Below are 13472 nucleotides of genomic sequence, written 5' to 3'. Positions count from 1 at the left end.
AGATAAGCTGACTGGTCCACCGCCATCGGGGGCAAGCCCCCACCCACATTTGCCTGTCTGTATGGGTGAGAGATTCAGCGCCCGCCCCTTAGCTCGGCGTTACGGATCGAAATCTGCGTATTCAACGTCCAGAAGTCATACAGCACCCCCACCAGAAACAGGCCGCCGGTCAGCAGGTAGAGCAGGCCGGTGATCCATTTGCCCTGGTACATCCGGTGTACACCGAACACCCCGAGAAACGCCAACAGAATCCAGGCCACGTTGTATTCGATCGGGCCGGCGGTAAAACGCAGGTCGGCTTCACGGTCCATGGCCGGAATCAGGAACAAGTCGATCAGCCAGCCAATACCCAACAAGCCCAACGTGAAAAACCAGATCGTCCCAGTGACGGGTTTGCCGTAATAGAAGCGATGCGCGCCGGTAAAACCAAAAATCCAGAGCAGGTAACCGATCACCTTGCTGTGGGTGTCTTGCTGCGAAACATCCTGTCGATAGGTGTTCATGGAGTACCTCTTTGGCTGCGATAGATAAATTTTTTCACTTTCTTTGTGACTTTTTTACATGCGCCCGACGTATGGCCGATGGTATCTTCCCTCCCCTGAAAGCCTTATGCCACCTGACTTGTGTAGGACAATTGCGGCGATTCGTCGCGCATTTCCTGAGTTTGACCCCAAGGTTCAGTCGACAAACGGCCTGAGAACGACACAAAAAGCTGTTATAAAGTTGCGCGCAAACCCATAAGAGCCACGCCTAATGCGACCATTTTTCAAGACATGGCTAACCATTTGCCTATTAATGCCACTGGCCGCCCACGCCACCAATCGTGAGCAACGACTTCCTAACGTCAACGGTTTCACCCCTAAAGTTCACAGCACGCCCAGTACGGCCAAATCCGTAAAGCCGACCGTCAGCCGCCCGACTAAACTGAGCAAGGCCCACGGTAAGGCAGCACCCGCCCTGATGGCAGGCAACACCAAGCAAAGCACCGTGCTCAGCCGCGCCGTTAATGTGCTCGGTACACCTTATCGTTGGGGCGGCAGCAGCCCAAGTAAAGGCTTCGACTGCAGCGGCTTGGTGAAATATGCGTTTAACAACGTTGCCGCCGTGGATTTACCGCGCACCTCCAACGCCATGGCCGCCGGCCACGGGCAGAAGGTTGATCGCAAGGACTTGAAACCGGGCGACCTGCTTTTCTTCAAATTGAAGAGCCGCAAGGTTAACCACGTAGCCATCTACCTGGGCAACGACCGCTTTATCCACGCACCGCGTCGTGGCAAGTCGGTCAGCATCGATACGCTGAAGAAACCGTTCTGGGACAAGAACTACGTAATCGCCAAACGGGTTCTGCCGAAAGAACAGAACAACCTGCGGATCGTCCAACGTTGATCTAAAGCTGGAATACAGTACCAATGTGGGAGGGGCGGTGCGACGATTCGACTTGCCCCCGATAGCGGTGGACCAGTCAGCTTATCTGTAGCTGACCCACTGCAATCGGGGGCAAGCCCCTCCCACATTTGATTTCATTGCCCACAAGATCTCATATGTCTGTCGGCACCCTCGCCTTCTCCCGCGCCGCTTCCCGGCTGATCACGCCCTCCGTGACCAACGCCTTCAAACTCATATCCAGCGTCTTCATCCCCAACGCCCCGCCGGTCTGCATGGCCGAGACCATCTGCGCCAGCTTGTCTTCGCGGATCAGATTGCGAATGGCCGGCGTGCTCAGCATGACTTCATGGGCCGCCACGCGCCCACCGCCGATCTTCTTGACCAGCACCTGGGACACCACCGCCTGCAGCGACTCCGAGAGCATCGAGCGGACCATGGGCTTTTCCCCCGCCGGGAACACGTCCACCAGGCGATCCACGGTCTTGGCCGCCGACGCGGTGTGCAGGGTGCCGAAGACCAGATGCCCGGTCTCAGCCGCCGTCAGCGCCAGGCGGATGGTTTCCAGGTCACGCAGTTCACCCACCAGGATCACATCCGGGTCTTGCCGCAGCGCCGAGCGCAAGGCAGCCGAAAAACTCTGGGTGTCGCGATGCACCTGGCGCTGGTTGATCAGGGACCGGTTGGGCAGGTGGATAAATTCGATGGGGTCTTCCAGCGTGAGGATGTGCTGGCGCCGATGCTGGTTGAGGTGATCGACCATCGCCGCCAGGGTGGTGGACTTGCCCGAGCCGGTGGGCCCGGTCACCAGCACCAGGCCACGCGGCAACTGGGCGATACGCTGGAACACAGCGCCCAACCCAAGGCTTTCCAGGCTCTGGACCTGCGCGGGGATGCTACGAAACACCGCGCCCATGCCGCGCGCCTGCTGGAACACATTCACCCGGAATCGCCCCACGCCGGGCAGTTCGAAGGCAAAATCCGTTTCAAGAGATGTTTCGAAATCCTTTTGTTGATAGCGGTTGAGCAAAGGGCTAAGCAAATCCGCCACGTGAGTGGCTGACAGCACCGGCCCATCCAGCGGCCATACCTCGCCATCCACCCGCAGCATCGGCGCCAGGCCGGCCGACAGGTGCAGGTCGGAGGCGCCCCGGTGCACGCTTTGCGTGAGTAATTCAGTGATATCCATAGGGCTTTCCATTTCCAGTAGAATGCCGCGGACTCCATATCCACGGGCGCATCTTGAATGTCGACGATAGCAGACAACATTGGCCTGGTTAGCCAGCGCATCCGCGCCGCAGCCGACGCCGTGCAACGTGACGCAAACAGCATCCACCTGCTGGCCGTGAGCAAGACCAAGCCCGCGCAAGCCGTGCGCGAAGCCTATGCCGCCGGGATGTGTGATTTCGGCGAAAACTACCTGCAGGAAGCCTTGGGCAAACAGGCCGAATTAACCGACCTGCCCTTGAGTTGGCACTTCATCGGCCCCATTCAATCGAACAAGACTCGTGCGATCGCCGAGAACTTCGCTTGGGTGCACTCCGTGGACCGTCTGAAAATTGCACAACGCCTGTCTGAACAACGCCCGGCCGACCTGCCGCCGCTGAACATCTGCATCCAGGTCAACGTCAGTGGCGAAGCCAGCAAGTCCGGCTGCACGCCCGCCGACCTGCCGGCCCTGGCCCAAGCGATCAGCGCCCTGCCGCGCGTAAAACTGCGGGGCCTGATGGCGATCCCTGAGCCGACGGAAGACCGCGCCGCGCAGGACGCCGCCTTCGCCACCGTCCGCGACCTGCAGGCCAGCCTGAACCTGCCGCTCGACACACTTTCCATGGGCATGAGCCACGACCTTGAGTCGGCCATCGCCCAAGGCGCCACCTGGGTGCGGATCGGTACCGCCCTGTTTGGCGCCCGCGACTACGGCCAGCCGTGAAATGGCTGACCTCCCACTGAATAAGGACCTGTCATGAGCAACACGCGTATTGCCTTTATCGGCGCCGGCAACATGGCGGCCAGCCTGATCGGCGGCCTGCGGGCCAAGGGCCTGCAAGCCCAACAGATCCGTGCCAGCGACCCCGGCGCCGAAACCCGCACCCGCGTCAGCGCCGAGCACGGTATCGACACCTTCGCCGACAACGCCGCGGCCATCCAGGGCGTCGATGTGATCGTGCTGGCGGTCAAGCCGCAAGCCATGAAGGCCGTGTGCGAAAGCCTGCGCCCGAGCCTGCAGCCCCACCAGTTGGTGGTGTCCATTGCCGCCGGCATCACCTGCGCCAGCATGACCAACTGGCTCGGCGCCCAGCCCATCGTGCGCTGCATGCCCAACACCCCGGCGCTGCTGCGCAAAGGCGTGAGCGGTTTGTATGCAACCGCCGGAGTCAGCGCCGAACAGCGTGACCAGGCTCAGGCGCTGCTGTCTGCCGTGGGCCTCGCCGTGTGGCTGGAACAGGAGCAGCAACTGGACGCAGTGACCGCCGTCTCCGGCAGTGGCCCGGCGTACTTCTTCCTGCTGATCGAGGCCATGACCGCTGCCGGCGTGAAACTGGGCCTGCCCCAGGACATCGCCGAGCAACTGGCCGAGCAAACCGCCCTGGGCGCCGCACAGATGGCCGTATCCAGCGACGTGGATGCCGCCGAGTTGCGCCGCCGTGTGACCTCCCCGGGCGGCACCACGCAAGCCGCCATCGAATCGTTCCAGGCCGGGGGCTTCGAAGCCCTGGTGGAAAAAGCACTGGGTGCCGCGGCACATCGTTCGGCCGAGATGGCCGAGCAACTGGGCAAATAGTCGTCCCCAACCTGCAACAGGACTAGATAGGAATCGAACATGCTCGGAATCAATGACGCTGCCATTTTCATCATCCAGACCCTAGGCAGCCTGTACCTGCTGATCGTGCTGATGCGCTTTATCCTGCAATTGGTGCGGGCGAACTTCTACAACCCGCTGTGCCAGTTCGTGGTGAAGGCCACCCAGCCGTTGCTCAAGCCCCTGCGCCGGGTGATCCCTAGCCTGTTTGGGCTGGACATGTCCTCGCTGGTACTGGCGCTGCTGCTGCAGATCCTGCTGTTCGCGGTGATCCTGACGCTCAGTGGCTACCAGGCCTTGACCCTCCTGCTGTTGCCATGGGCGCTGATCGGGGTTTTCTCGCTGTTTTTAAAGATCATCTTCTGGTCGATGATCATCAGCGTGATCCTCTCGTGGGTCGCACCCGGCAGCCGCAGCCCCGGGGCCGAACTGGTCGCCCAGATCACCGAACCCGTGCTGGCGCCGTTCCGCCGCTTGATCCCCAACCTGGGCGGCCTGGATATCTCGCCGATCTTCGCGTTTATCGCGATCCAGCTCCTGCAAAGCTGGGTGATCCCGCGCCTTGCGTTCTACGCGTTCATGCCCAAAGAGCTGTTCGGGCTGATCTGATTCAGCGCCGCTTGTGTATCAGGGCCGGATAACCTCCGGCCTTTGCTTGCCGCTAGGGGCAGCGGTCTTTAGACTTACGCCTCATTTAAACGAGAGCAGGGTCGATGCCAACTGCCTTTCCCCCCGATTCTGTTGGACTGGTCGTGCCCCAAGTGGCGCACTTCAGCGAACCGCTGGCCCTGGCCTGCGGCCGTTCGCTGCCAGCCTACGACCTGATCTATGAAACCTACGGCCAGTTGAACGCCACCGCGAGCAACGCCGTGCTGATCTGCCACGCCTTGTCCGGCCATCATCATGCCGCCGGCTTCCACAGCGTCGACGAGCGCAAGCCCGGCTGGTGGGACAGCTGCATCGGCCCCGGCAAACCCATCGATACCAACAAATTCTTTGTGGTCAGCCTGAACAACCTCGGCGGCTGCAACGGCTCGACCGGCCCCAGCAGCCTCAACCCGGAAACCGGCAAGCCCTTCGGCGCCGACTTCCCGGTACTGACCGTGGAAGACTGGGTACACAGCCAGGCGCGTCTGGCCGACCTGCTGGGCATCCGGCAATGGGCCGCCGTGATCGGCGGCAGCCTCGGCGGCATGCAAGCCCTGCAGTGGACCATCACTTACCCCGATCGCGTGCGCCATTGCCTGGCCATCGCCTCGGCCCCCAAGTTGTCGGCGCAGAACATCGCCTTCAACGAAGTGGCGCGCCAGGCGATCCTGACCGACCCGGACTTTCACGGCGGTTCGTTCCAGGAAGCCGGCGTGATCCCCAAGCGCGGCTTGATGCTGGCGCGGATGGTCGGGCATATCACCTACCTGTCCGACGACTCCATGGGTGAGAAATTCGGCCGTGGCCTCAAGAGCGAGAAGCTCAACTACGACTTCCACAGCGTCGAGTTCCAGGTGGAAAGCTACCTGCGGTATCAGGGCGAAGAGTTCTCCGGGCGGTTTGACGCCAACACCTACCTGCTGATGACCAAGGCCCTGGACTACTTCGACCCGGCGGCCAACTTCGACGACGACCTGGCGAAAACCTTCGAGGGCGCGTCGGCCAAGTTCTGCGTGATGTCGTTCACCACCGACTGGCGCTTCTCGCCAGCCCGCTCGCGGGAACTGGTGGATGCCTTGATGGCGGCGAAGAAAGACGTCTGCTACCTGGAAATCGATGCTCCGCAAGGCCACGACGCCTTCCTGATCCCGATCCCTCGTTATCTGCAGGCGTTCAGCAACTACATGAACCGCATAATTTTGTGAGAACGCCATGAGAGCCGACCTGGAAATCATCCAAGACTGGATACCCGCCGGCAGCCGCGTGCTCGACCTTGGCTGCGGCGATGGCGAACTGCTGAGCTGGCTGCGCGACCACAAGCAAGTCACCGGCTACGGCCTGGAAAACGACCCGGACAACATCGCCCAGTGCGTGGCCAAGGGCATCAACGTGATCGAGCAGGACCTGGACAAGGGCCTGGGCAACTTTGCCAGCAACAGCTTCGACGTCGTGGTGATGACCCAGGCCTTGCAAGCGGTGCATTACCCGGACCGCATCCTCGACGAAATGCTGCGCGTCGGCCGCCAGTGCATCATCACCTTCCCCAACTTCGGTCACTGGCGCTGCCGCTGGTACCTGGCCACCAAGGGCCGCATGCCGGTCTCGGATTTCCTGCCGTACACGTGGTACAACACACCGAACATCCACTTTTGCACCTTCGAAGACTTCGAAGCCCTGTGTAGCGAGCGGGAAGCCAAGGTGATCAACCGCCTTGCCGTCGATCAACAGCACCGCCACGGCTGGGCAAGTAAACTATGGCCCAACCTGTTGGGCGAAATCGGGATTTACCGGGTCAGCAGCCCTGGCCTGACAGATCACAAGATTGCCGTCTAATCATTTTCAAGAGGGACGCTCATGAGTCGTCTGGCTGTTTTTCTACTCACCGCATGCCTGGGCGCAAGCGCCATGGCCGCCGATGCTATCGACAGTAAGCGCCAGAAAGAATTTGGCGATATCACCGTGCACTACAACACCTTCACTTCCAGCTTCCTGCAACCCGAAACGGCCCAGGCGGTTGGCGTGGTACGCAGTAAGAACAAGGGGTTGATCAACGTGGCCGTGGTCAAGGGCGTGACGCCCGTGGCCGCGCAAGTGACCGGCACGATCAAGGACCTGAGCGGCAGGAGCGAAATCCTGACGTTCAAGCAGATTACCGAGAAAGGTGCGATCTATTACCTCGCGCCCTACAACGTACCGCAACAGGAAGTACGAGTTTTCACCATCAACGTTGAAGCCGGCGGCAAGGCCCATGGTTTCCAATTCAATCAGGAACTGTTTCCGGCAGAATGATGAACCTGACTCAACTCGTACTGGCCAGCCATAACGCTGGCAAACTCAAAGAACTCCAGGCCATGCTCGGCGAGTCCGTGCAACTGCGTTCGATCGGCGAGTTCAGCCAGGTCGAGCCGGAAGAGACGGGCCTGTCGTTCGTCGAAAACGCTATCCTCAAAGCGCGCAACGCCGCACGCCTGTCCGGCCTGCCGGCGCTGGCGGACGACTCGGGCCTGGCGGTGGATTTCCTCGGCGGCGCCCCCGGCATCTACTCGGCGCGTTATGCCGACGGTAAAGGCGACGCGGCGAACAACGCCAAGCTGCTCGACGCCCTCAAGGACGTGCCGGATGCCGAGCGCGGCGCGCAGTTTGTCTGTGTGCTGGCCCTGGTGCGGCATGCCGATGATCCGCTGCCGATCCTCTGCGAAGGCCTGTGGCACGGGCGCATCCTGCATGCGGCCAGCGGTGAACATGGGTTTGGCTATGACCCGCTGTTCTGGGTGCCGGAGCGCAATGTCTCCAGCGCCGAACTGAGCCCGGCCGACAAAAACCAGATCAGCCACCGCGCCCGCGCCATGGCTTTGCTGCGCCAACGCCTGAGCTTGAAATGACCGAGAACACCTCTGCGCAGCCGCTGATCCACGGCGGCGCGCAAACACCCCGTGCGGCCCTGCCCCAATTGCCGCCCCTGGCGCTGTACATCCACATCCCGTGGTGCGTGCGCAAATGCCCTTATTGCGACTTCAACTCCCACACCGCCAGCCCAGTGTTACCGGAAGAAGAGTACGTCGACGCGCTGCTGGCCGACCTCGATCAGGACCTACACGCCGTTTATGGTCGGGAGCTGAGCTCGATCTTCTTCGGTGGCGGCACGCCGAGCCTGTTCAGCGCCGTCGCGCTGGGCCGCCTGCTCAAGGGCGTACAAGCGCGCATCCCGTTTTCCGACAACATCGAGATCACCCTGGAAGCCAACCCGGGGACGTTCGAGCAAGAAAAGTTCGTGGCTTACCGCAAGCTGGGAATCAATCGCCTGTCCATCGGCATCCAGAGCTTCCAGCAGGAAAAACTCGAAGCCCTGGGCCGCATCCACAATGGCGATGAAGCCGTGCGCGCCGCCGGCATGGCGCGCCAGGCCGGGTTCGACAACTTCAACCTGGACCTGATGCACGGTTTGCCCGATCAGTCCTTGGACGACGCGCTGAGCGACCTGCGCCAGGCCATCGCGCTCAATCCGACCCATCTATCGTGGTACCAACTGACCCTGGAGCCCAACACCGTCTTCTGGAACCAGCCGCCAACGCTGCCGGAAGACGACACCCTGTGGGATATCCAGGAAGCCGGCCAGGCGCTGCTGGCCGAACACGGTTACGCGCAATATGAAGTCTCGGCCTATGCGCAACCGGGGCGTGCGGCGCGACACAACCTCAACTACTGGAGCTTTGGTGACTTCATCGGCATCGGTGCTGGCGCACACGGCAAGCTCAGCCACCCGAACGGGCGCATCGTCCGTACCTGGAAGACCCGCGCACCGAAGGACTACCTAAACCCGGCCAAAAGTTTCCTGGCCGGCGCGAAGGAGCTGACCAACGAAGAGCTGCCGTTCGAGTTCCTGATGAACGCCCTGCGCCTCACCGAAGGCGTCGACGCCAAGCTCTACGCCGAACGCACCGGGCTGGACCTGACGAGCCTCGCCGAAGGCCGCACCGAAGCAGAACAAAGTGGCTTAATGCAGGTCGAACCGTCACGCCTGGCGGCGACCGACCGCGGGCAACTTTTTCTCAATGACCTGCTACAGAAGTTTTTGAGCTGATCGCTCTTAAGGAAATCGAATGGATTTGGTACTCGACCTGCTCGCCACGGTATCCCGCTGGAGCCGCAGCAACCTGTCGGAAATCTCCCTGGCCCTCGTCGGCTGCCTGTTGGTGCTGTTCGGGGCCGACATCAAAAGCTGGGTCGAAGCCCGCCTCGGCAGCATCGCCGGCGCATTGCGCGTGCCGTTGATGGCCCTGCTGTGCATGATCGGCAGCGGCGCGGCGCTGATCTACGCCACGCCGTGGATTGTGCGGGGGTTGAGCCAGTTCAATAACTACAGCCTGGCGCCGGTATTGGTGGTGGTGCTGGTGTTGATCGGCGTCGTCGCAGACCGCCGCTGATCTCAAACCCAACATAAAACAAATGTGGGAGGGGGCTTGCCCCCGATAGCGGTGGCTCAGTCACCTTGATGTCGACTGACACTCAGCTATCGGGGGCAAGCCCCCTCCCACATTTTTACTGCATTCCAATGCCGAGCGCGGGTTAAGCCAGCTTCTCGAACTTCAAATCCCACACCCCATGCCCCAACCGCTCGCCGCGACGTTCGAACTTGGTGATCGGGCGTTCGGTCGGGCGTGGCACGCATTTGCCGTCTTCGGCGAGGTTGCGGTAGCCGGGGGCGACGTTCATCACTTCCAGCATGTATTGCGCGTAGGGTTCCCAGTCGGTGGCCATGTGCAGGACGCCGCCGACTTTCAGCTTGCTACGCACCAACTCGGCGAAAGACGCCTGGACGATGCGGCGCTTGTGGTGACGGCTTTTGTGCCATGGGTCCGGGAAAAACAGCATCAGGCGGTCGAGGCTGTTGTCGGCGATGCAGCGGTTGAGCACTTCAATCGCGTCGCAGTCGTAGACCCGCAGGTTGGTCAACCCCTGAGTCAGCACGCCATTGAGCAGCGCGCCGACACCCGGGCGGTGGACTTCCACACCGATGAAATCCTGTTCCGGCGCGGCTGCGGCCATTTCCAGCAGGGAGTGGCCCATGCCGAAGCCGATTTCCAGGGAGCGCGGGGCCGAACGGCCGAACACTGGGTCATAGTCCACCGGCGCATCGGCCAGGGGCAGGACGAACAGCGGCGTGCCTTGCTCCAGGCCCTTTTGCTGGCCTTCGGTCATGCGACCGGCGCGCATCACAAAACTCTTGATGCGGCGGTGCTTGGACTCGTCGCCCTGTTCCACGGTGTTCGGCGTTTCGTTTGATTCAGTCATCAATGGCTCTTACTTGATCAGACCATCCAGCGGCGAGGAGGCGCTGGCGTAGAGTTTTTTCGGCATGCGCCCGGCGAGGTAGGCCAGGCGGCCCGCGACGATGGCGTGTTTCATGGCTTCGGCCATCATGATCGGCTGTTGGGCATTGGCGATGGCCGAATTCATCAGCACCGCTTCGCAGCCCAGTTCCATGGCGATGGTGGCGTCGGAGGCAGTGCCCACGCCGGCATCCACCAGCACCGGGATCTTGGCTTCTTCGAGGATGATCTGCAGGTTGTACGGGTTGCAGATCCCAAGGCCAGTGCCGATCAGGCCGGCCAGCGGCATCACGGCGATGCAGCCGATTTCGGCCAGTTGGCGGGCGATGATCGGGTCATCGCTGGTGTAGACCATCACGTCGAAGCCTTCCTTGACCAGGGTTTCGGCGGCCTTGAGGGTTTCGATCACGTTGGGGAATAGGGTTTTCTGGTCGGCCAGCACTTCCAGCTTCACCAGATTGTGGCCGTCGAGCAGTTCACGGGCCAGGCGGCAGGTGCGCACGGCTTCGATGGCGTCGTAGCACCCGGCGGTGTTCGGCAGGATGGTGTAGCGGTCCGGCGGCAGGATATCCAGCAGGTTCGGTTCGCCCGGGTTCTGGCCGATGTTGGTGCGACGCACGGCCACGGTCACGATCTCGGCGCCCGAGGCTTCGATGGCCAGGCGGGTTTCTTCCATGTCGCGGTACTTGCCGGTGCCGACCAGCAGACGGGACTGGTAGGTACGACCGGCCAGGACGAAGGGCTTGTCGCTACGAACGATGCTCATGGGAAATCCTCGAAATGGGGTGAGGTTCTGCAGAATTCGGGGCCACAAAGGCGTGGCGCGAAGGACTAGCCGCCGCCGATGGCGTGGACCACTTCCACCTGATCACCTTCGGTGAGCGCGGTCTCGGCGTGCTGGCTACGCGGGACGATATCCTGGTTGAGTTCCACTGCGACGCGACGCCCAGTCAGGTCCAGACGGGTCAGCAGGGCCGCGACGGTTTCGCCGTCGGGCAGTTCAAGGGATTCGCCGTTCAACTGAATGCGCATGCCATGGGCCGCCATCGTTTTTAGGGGCAAGCATTCTAGCCCGATTGGCGTAGCTGGCCCAAGACCCTTTGATCAGCAGCGCGCTTCAAGCCGCCAGTTGCAAGCGCCACGCCGCCAGCCCCAGGAGGAACCAACCGAGCAGAAACGCCAGGCCGCCAAACGGCGTGATGATGCCGAGCTTGCTGATGCCGGTCATCGTCAGCGCGTACAGGCTGCCGGAGAACAGCAGGATGCCGACGACAAACGACACGCCCGCCCACGTGACCAGGCGCCCAGGCAGGTGCGCGGCGAGCAGCGCCACGCCGAACAGCGCCAGGGTGTGGACCAATTGGTAGGTCACGCCGGTATGGAAGATCGCCAGGTACTCAGCGCTCAGGCGGTTTTTCAGGCCGTGGGCGGCGAACGCACCGAGAGCGACACCGGTGAAGCCGAAAAAGGCAGCCAACATCAGAAAGCCACGCAGCATGAGGAACTCCAGTCAGACTCATTGGGCAGGGTCTGTATAATGGCCCGCTCAACGGGTTCGGCCAAGCCATCTCTATGCTGCGTATCCTCTTCAGTCGTGTTTTCAAAGTCGTGAAATGGTTTGCCATCGGCAGCGTGTTGCTGGTGCTGCTGTTTCGTGTCGTACCGCCGCCGTTCACCGCGCTGATGGTGGAGCGCAAGATCGAGTCCTGGTTTGACGGCGAGCCGATTGACCTGCAGCGCACCTGGGTGCCGTGGGATGAGATTTCCAACGACCTCAAAGTGGCGGTGATGGCGGGTGAAGACCAGCGTTTCCCCGAGCATTGGGGCTTCGATTTTGGCGCGATCCAGGCGGCAATCCTGCACAACGAGCGCGGCGGCTCGATCCGTGGCGCCAGTACGCTGAGCCAGCAGGTGTCGAAGAACCTGTTCCTGTGGGCCGGCCGCAGTTATCTGCGCAAGGGTCTGGAGGCCTGGTTTACCGGGCTGATCGAAGTACTGTGGCCCAAGCAGCGGATTCTTGAGGTATACCTCAACAGCGTGGAATGGGATGAAGGGGTGTTCGGCGCCGAAGCAGCGGCGCGCCATCACTTTGGGGTGAGTGCCAAGGCGCTTTCTCGGCAGCAGGCCAGCTACCTGGCGGCGGTGTTGCCCAATCCGCGGGTGTGGAGCGCCAGCCATCCGACGGCGTATGTGGCGCGGCGGGCGGCGTGGATTCGCCAGCAGATGGGCCAGTTGGGTGGGGATGGCTATCTGGTTGAGTTGAACAATTCGCGCAGGGCACCCTGGTCCGACTGACACAACACAGACAAATGTGGGAGGGGCGGTGCGGTGCGACTTGCCCCCGATAGCGGTGGATCAGTCACCTTGATGTCGACTGACACTCTGCTATCGGGAGCAAGCCCCCTCCCACACTTTTAAGCAGCGATCGACAGCTTCAGCTTGTTCATCGCGCTTTTCTCAAGCTGACGAATTCGCTCGGCCGACACGTTGTACTTCTGCGCCAAGTCGTGCAGCGTGGCTTTTTCTTCGGCCAGCCAGCGCTGGTAGAGGATGTCACGGCTACGGTCGTCCAGCACTTCCAGCGCTTCGTGCAGGTTGTGGTTGGAGTTGTCGCTCCAATCGGCATCTTCGAGTTGACGCGCCGGGTCGTACCGGTGGTCTTCCAGGTAGTTGGCCGGCGATTGGAAGGCGCTGTCGTCGTCCGCTTCGGCGGCCGGGTCGAAGGCCATGTCATGGCCGGTCAGGCGACTTTCCATCTCGCGCACTTCACGCGGTTCCACACCAAGGCTTTCGGCCACGCGGTGGACTTCCTCGTTGTTCAGCCACGCCAGGCGTTTTTTCTGGCTGCGCAGGTTGAAGAACAGCTTGCGCTGGGCCTTGGTGGTCGCGACTTTCACGATGCGCCAGTTGCGCAGGATGAACTCGTGGATTTCCGCCTTGATCCAATGCACGGCGAACGACACCAGGCGCACACCCATTTCCGGGTTGAAGCGCTTCACAGCCTTCATCAGGCCGACGTTGCCTTCCTGGATCAGGTCTGCCTGGGCCAGGCCGTAGCCGCTATAGCTACGGGCGATATGTACGACAAAACGCAGGTGGGCGAGCACCATCTGCCGAGCCGCCCCCAAATCCTGCTCATAGTAGAGACTCTCGGCCAGTTCACGCTCCTGCTCCGGCGTCAGCAATGGAATGCTGTTGACCGTATGCACATAGGCCTCAAGGTTCGCACCTGGGGCCAAGGCATAGACAGGTTGCAAAGAAGTGGTCATACGAAAAAACCTCCGACTCACATAACTCGTGCAGTTCAG

The 13472-nt window shown here is 61.6% G+C and carries 18 protein-coding genes; 11 read left to right on the top strand and 7 right to left on the bottom strand.

What is annotated here, in order from left to right; genetic code table 11:
• Positions 1–74: 74 nt before the first annotated feature.
• Positions 75–503: a TM2 domain-containing protein gene (locus tag ACP7CJ_RS07970; protein ID WP_017845004.1), complete on the bottom strand. Its 429-nt coding sequence runs from the start codon at positions 501–503 to the stop codon at positions 75–77.
• Positions 504–753: 250 nt separating this feature from the next.
• On the opposite strand from ACP7CJ_RS07970, the gene ACP7CJ_RS07965 reads away from it, so the two are divergent.
• Positions 754–1386: a C40 family peptidase gene (locus ACP7CJ_RS07965; RefSeq protein WP_426099975.1), complete on the top strand. Its 633-nt coding sequence runs from the start codon at positions 754–756 to the stop codon at positions 1384–1386.
• A gap of 151 nt (positions 1387–1537) precedes the next feature.
• Here the strand turns inward: ACP7CJ_RS07965 and ACP7CJ_RS07960 are convergent, their stop codons facing one another.
• Complete coding sequence (locus tag ACP7CJ_RS07960; RefSeq protein WP_276195295.1) at positions 1538–2572, bottom strand: type IV pilus twitching motility protein PilT; 1035 nt, start codon at positions 2570–2572, stop codon at positions 1538–1540.
• A 57-nt stretch (positions 2573–2629) separates the two neighbouring features.
• Here ACP7CJ_RS07960 and ACP7CJ_RS07955 point away from each other — a divergent pair, with 57 nt between their 5' ends.
• The 9 genes from ACP7CJ_RS07955 (at position 2630) to ACP7CJ_RS07915 (ending at position 9258) form a co-directional block, all read left to right on the top strand.
• Complete coding sequence (locus ACP7CJ_RS07955) at positions 2630–3316, top strand: YggS family pyridoxal phosphate-dependent enzyme (RefSeq protein ID WP_253399929.1); 687 nt, start codon at positions 2630–2632, stop codon at positions 3314–3316.
• A 33-nt stretch (positions 3317–3349) separates the two neighbouring features.
• The gene (gene proC, locus ACP7CJ_RS07950) at positions 3350–4168 is read left to right on the top strand and encodes a pyrroline-5-carboxylate reductase (RefSeq protein ID WP_426099974.1); all 819 of its coding nucleotides are present in this window, start codon (positions 3350–3352) and stop codon (positions 4166–4168) included.
• Between the two features lie 39 nt (positions 4169–4207).
• The gene (locus tag ACP7CJ_RS07945; RefSeq protein ID WP_247407939.1) at positions 4208–4795 is read left to right on the top strand and encodes a YggT family protein; all 588 of its coding nucleotides are present in this window, start codon (positions 4208–4210) and stop codon (positions 4793–4795) included.
• Between the two features lie 104 nt (positions 4796–4899).
• Positions 4900–6039 carry a homoserine O-succinyltransferase MetX gene (gene metX, locus ACP7CJ_RS07940; RefSeq protein WP_247407940.1) on the top strand — a complete coding sequence of 380 codons (1140 nt, stop codon included), beginning with the start codon at positions 4900–4902 and terminating at the stop codon, positions 6037–6039.
• Positions 6040–6046: 7 nt separating this feature from the next.
• A complete protein-coding gene (metW, locus tag ACP7CJ_RS07935; protein ID WP_247407941.1) occupies positions 6047–6667 on the top strand; it encodes a methionine biosynthesis protein MetW in 621 nt (206 codons plus the stop codon).
• 21 nt (positions 6668–6688) lie between these two features.
• Entirely contained in the window at positions 6689–7123 is a 435-nt protein-coding gene (locus ACP7CJ_RS07930) for a DUF4426 domain-containing protein (RefSeq protein ID WP_276195297.1), read from the top strand.
• Positions 7120–7716: an RdgB/HAM1 family non-canonical purine NTP pyrophosphatase gene (rdgB, locus tag ACP7CJ_RS07925; protein WP_276195298.1), complete on the top strand. Its 597-nt coding sequence runs from the start codon at positions 7120–7122 to the stop codon at positions 7714–7716. The genes ACP7CJ_RS07930 and rdgB overlap by 4 nt, the downstream gene beginning before the upstream one ends.
• A complete protein-coding gene (hemW, locus tag ACP7CJ_RS07920) occupies positions 7713–8915 on the top strand; it encodes a radical SAM family heme chaperone HemW (RefSeq protein WP_426099973.1) in 1203 nt (400 codons plus the stop codon). The genes rdgB and hemW overlap by 4 nt, the downstream gene beginning before the upstream one ends.
• 19 nt (positions 8916–8934) lie before the next feature.
• Positions 8935–9258 carry a DUF3392 domain-containing protein gene (locus ACP7CJ_RS07915; RefSeq protein WP_276195300.1) on the top strand — a complete coding sequence of 108 codons (324 nt, stop codon included), beginning with the start codon at positions 8935–8937 and terminating at the stop codon, positions 9256–9258.
• A 142-nt stretch (positions 9259–9400) separates the two neighbouring features.
• On the opposite strand, the gene trmB is transcribed toward ACP7CJ_RS07915, so the two are convergent.
• From trmB to ACP7CJ_RS07895, 4 genes are all read right to left on the bottom strand, one after another.
• Positions 9401–10126: a tRNA (guanosine(46)-N7)-methyltransferase TrmB gene (gene trmB / locus ACP7CJ_RS07910; protein WP_276195301.1), complete on the bottom strand. Its 726-nt coding sequence runs from the start codon at positions 10124–10126 to the stop codon at positions 9401–9403.
• 9 nt (positions 10127–10135) lie between these two features.
• The gene (locus ACP7CJ_RS07905) at positions 10136–10930 is read right to left on the bottom strand and encodes a thiazole synthase (protein ID WP_017845016.1); all 795 of its coding nucleotides are present in this window, start codon (positions 10928–10930) and stop codon (positions 10136–10138) included.
• 65 nt (positions 10931–10995) lie between these two features.
• The gene (gene thiS, locus ACP7CJ_RS07900) at positions 10996–11196 is read right to left on the bottom strand and encodes a sulfur carrier protein ThiS (protein WP_247400313.1); all 201 of its coding nucleotides are present in this window, start codon (positions 11194–11196) and stop codon (positions 10996–10998) included.
• Positions 11197–11281: 85 nt separating this feature from the next.
• A complete protein-coding gene (locus ACP7CJ_RS07895; RefSeq protein ID WP_426099972.1) occupies positions 11282–11662 on the bottom strand; it encodes a DUF423 domain-containing protein in 381 nt (126 codons plus the stop codon).
• 74 nt (positions 11663–11736) lie between these two features.
• Between ACP7CJ_RS07895 and mtgA the strand changes: the two genes are divergently transcribed.
• On the top strand, positions 11737–12459 hold the full coding sequence (gene mtgA / locus ACP7CJ_RS07890; protein ID WP_426099971.1) for a monofunctional biosynthetic peptidoglycan transglycosylase: 723 nt from the start codon (positions 11737–11739) through the stop codon (positions 12457–12459).
• 119 nt (positions 12460–12578) lie between these two features.
• On the opposite strand, the gene rpoH is transcribed toward mtgA, so the two are convergent.
• Positions 12579–13433: an RNA polymerase sigma factor RpoH gene (gene rpoH, locus ACP7CJ_RS07885; protein WP_169376087.1), complete on the bottom strand. Its 855-nt coding sequence runs from the start codon at positions 13431–13433 to the stop codon at positions 12579–12581.
• Positions 13434–13472 lie beyond the last annotated feature (39 nt).

This window comes from Pseudomonas sp. PSPC3-2, from assembly GCF_049897085.1.
Taxonomy (GTDB): Bacteria; Pseudomonadota; Gammaproteobacteria; order Pseudomonadales; family Pseudomonadaceae; genus Aquipseudomonas; species Aquipseudomonas paraveronii.
The sequence above is the reverse complement of the archived record's forward strand: the minus strand, read 5'-3'. Positions and strand labels throughout refer to the sequence as shown.

Excerpts from the sequence above, each read along its gene's own strand:
- trmB (WP_276195301.1), bottom strand. The coding sequence starts at position 10,126 with ATGACTGAATCAAACGAAACGCCGAACACCGTGGAACAGGGCGACGAG.
- ACP7CJ_RS07930 (WP_276195297.1), top strand. The coding sequence starts at position 6,689 with ATGAGTCGTCTGGCTGTTTTTCTACTCACCGCATGCCTGGGCGCAAGC.
- mtgA (WP_426099971.1), top strand. The coding sequence starts at position 11,737 with ATGCTGCGTATCCTCTTCAGTCGTGTTTTCAAAGTCGTGAAATGGTTT.
- rdgB (WP_276195298.1), top strand. The coding sequence starts at position 7,120 with ATGATGAACCTGACTCAACTCGTACTGGCCAGCCATAACGCTGGCAAA.
- rpoH (WP_169376087.1), bottom strand. The coding sequence starts at position 13,433 with ATGACCACTTCTTTGCAACCTGTCTATGCCTTGGCCCCAGGTGCGAAC.
- thiS (WP_247400313.1), bottom strand. The coding sequence starts at position 11,196 with ATGCGCATTCAGTTGAACGGCGAATCCCTTGAACTGCCCGACGGCGAA.
- ACP7CJ_RS07960 (WP_276195295.1), bottom strand. The coding sequence starts at position 2,572 with ATGGATATCACTGAATTACTCACGCAAAGCGTGCACCGGGGCGCCTCC.
- ACP7CJ_RS07965 (WP_426099975.1), top strand. The coding sequence starts at position 754 with ATGCGACCATTTTTCAAGACATGGCTAACCATTTGCCTATTAATGCCA.
- ACP7CJ_RS07905 (WP_017845016.1), bottom strand. The coding sequence starts at position 10,930 with ATGAGCATCGTTCGTAGCGACAAGCCCTTCGTCCTGGCCGGTCGTACC.
- ACP7CJ_RS07895 (WP_426099972.1), bottom strand. The coding sequence starts at position 11,662 with ATGCTGCGTGGCTTTCTGATGTTGGCTGCCTTTTTCGGCTTCACCGGT.
- proC (WP_426099974.1), top strand. The coding sequence starts at position 3,350 with ATGAGCAACACGCGTATTGCCTTTATCGGCGCCGGCAACATGGCGGCC.
- ACP7CJ_RS07970 (WP_017845004.1), bottom strand. The coding sequence starts at position 503 with ATGAACACCTATCGACAGGATGTTTCGCAGCAAGACACCCACAGCAAG.
- metW (WP_247407941.1), top strand. The coding sequence starts at position 6,047 with ATGAGAGCCGACCTGGAAATCATCCAAGACTGGATACCCGCCGGCAGC.
- ACP7CJ_RS07945 (WP_247407939.1), top strand. The coding sequence starts at position 4,208 with ATGCTCGGAATCAATGACGCTGCCATTTTCATCATCCAGACCCTAGGC.
- metX (WP_247407940.1), top strand. The coding sequence starts at position 4,900 with ATGCCAACTGCCTTTCCCCCCGATTCTGTTGGACTGGTCGTGCCCCAA.
- ACP7CJ_RS07915 (WP_276195300.1), top strand. The coding sequence starts at position 8,935 with ATGGATTTGGTACTCGACCTGCTCGCCACGGTATCCCGCTGGAGCCGC.
- hemW (WP_426099973.1), top strand. The coding sequence starts at position 7,713 with ATGACCGAGAACACCTCTGCGCAGCCGCTGATCCACGGCGGCGCGCAA.
- ACP7CJ_RS07955 (WP_253399929.1), top strand. The coding sequence starts at position 2,630 with ATGTCGACGATAGCAGACAACATTGGCCTGGTTAGCCAGCGCATCCGC.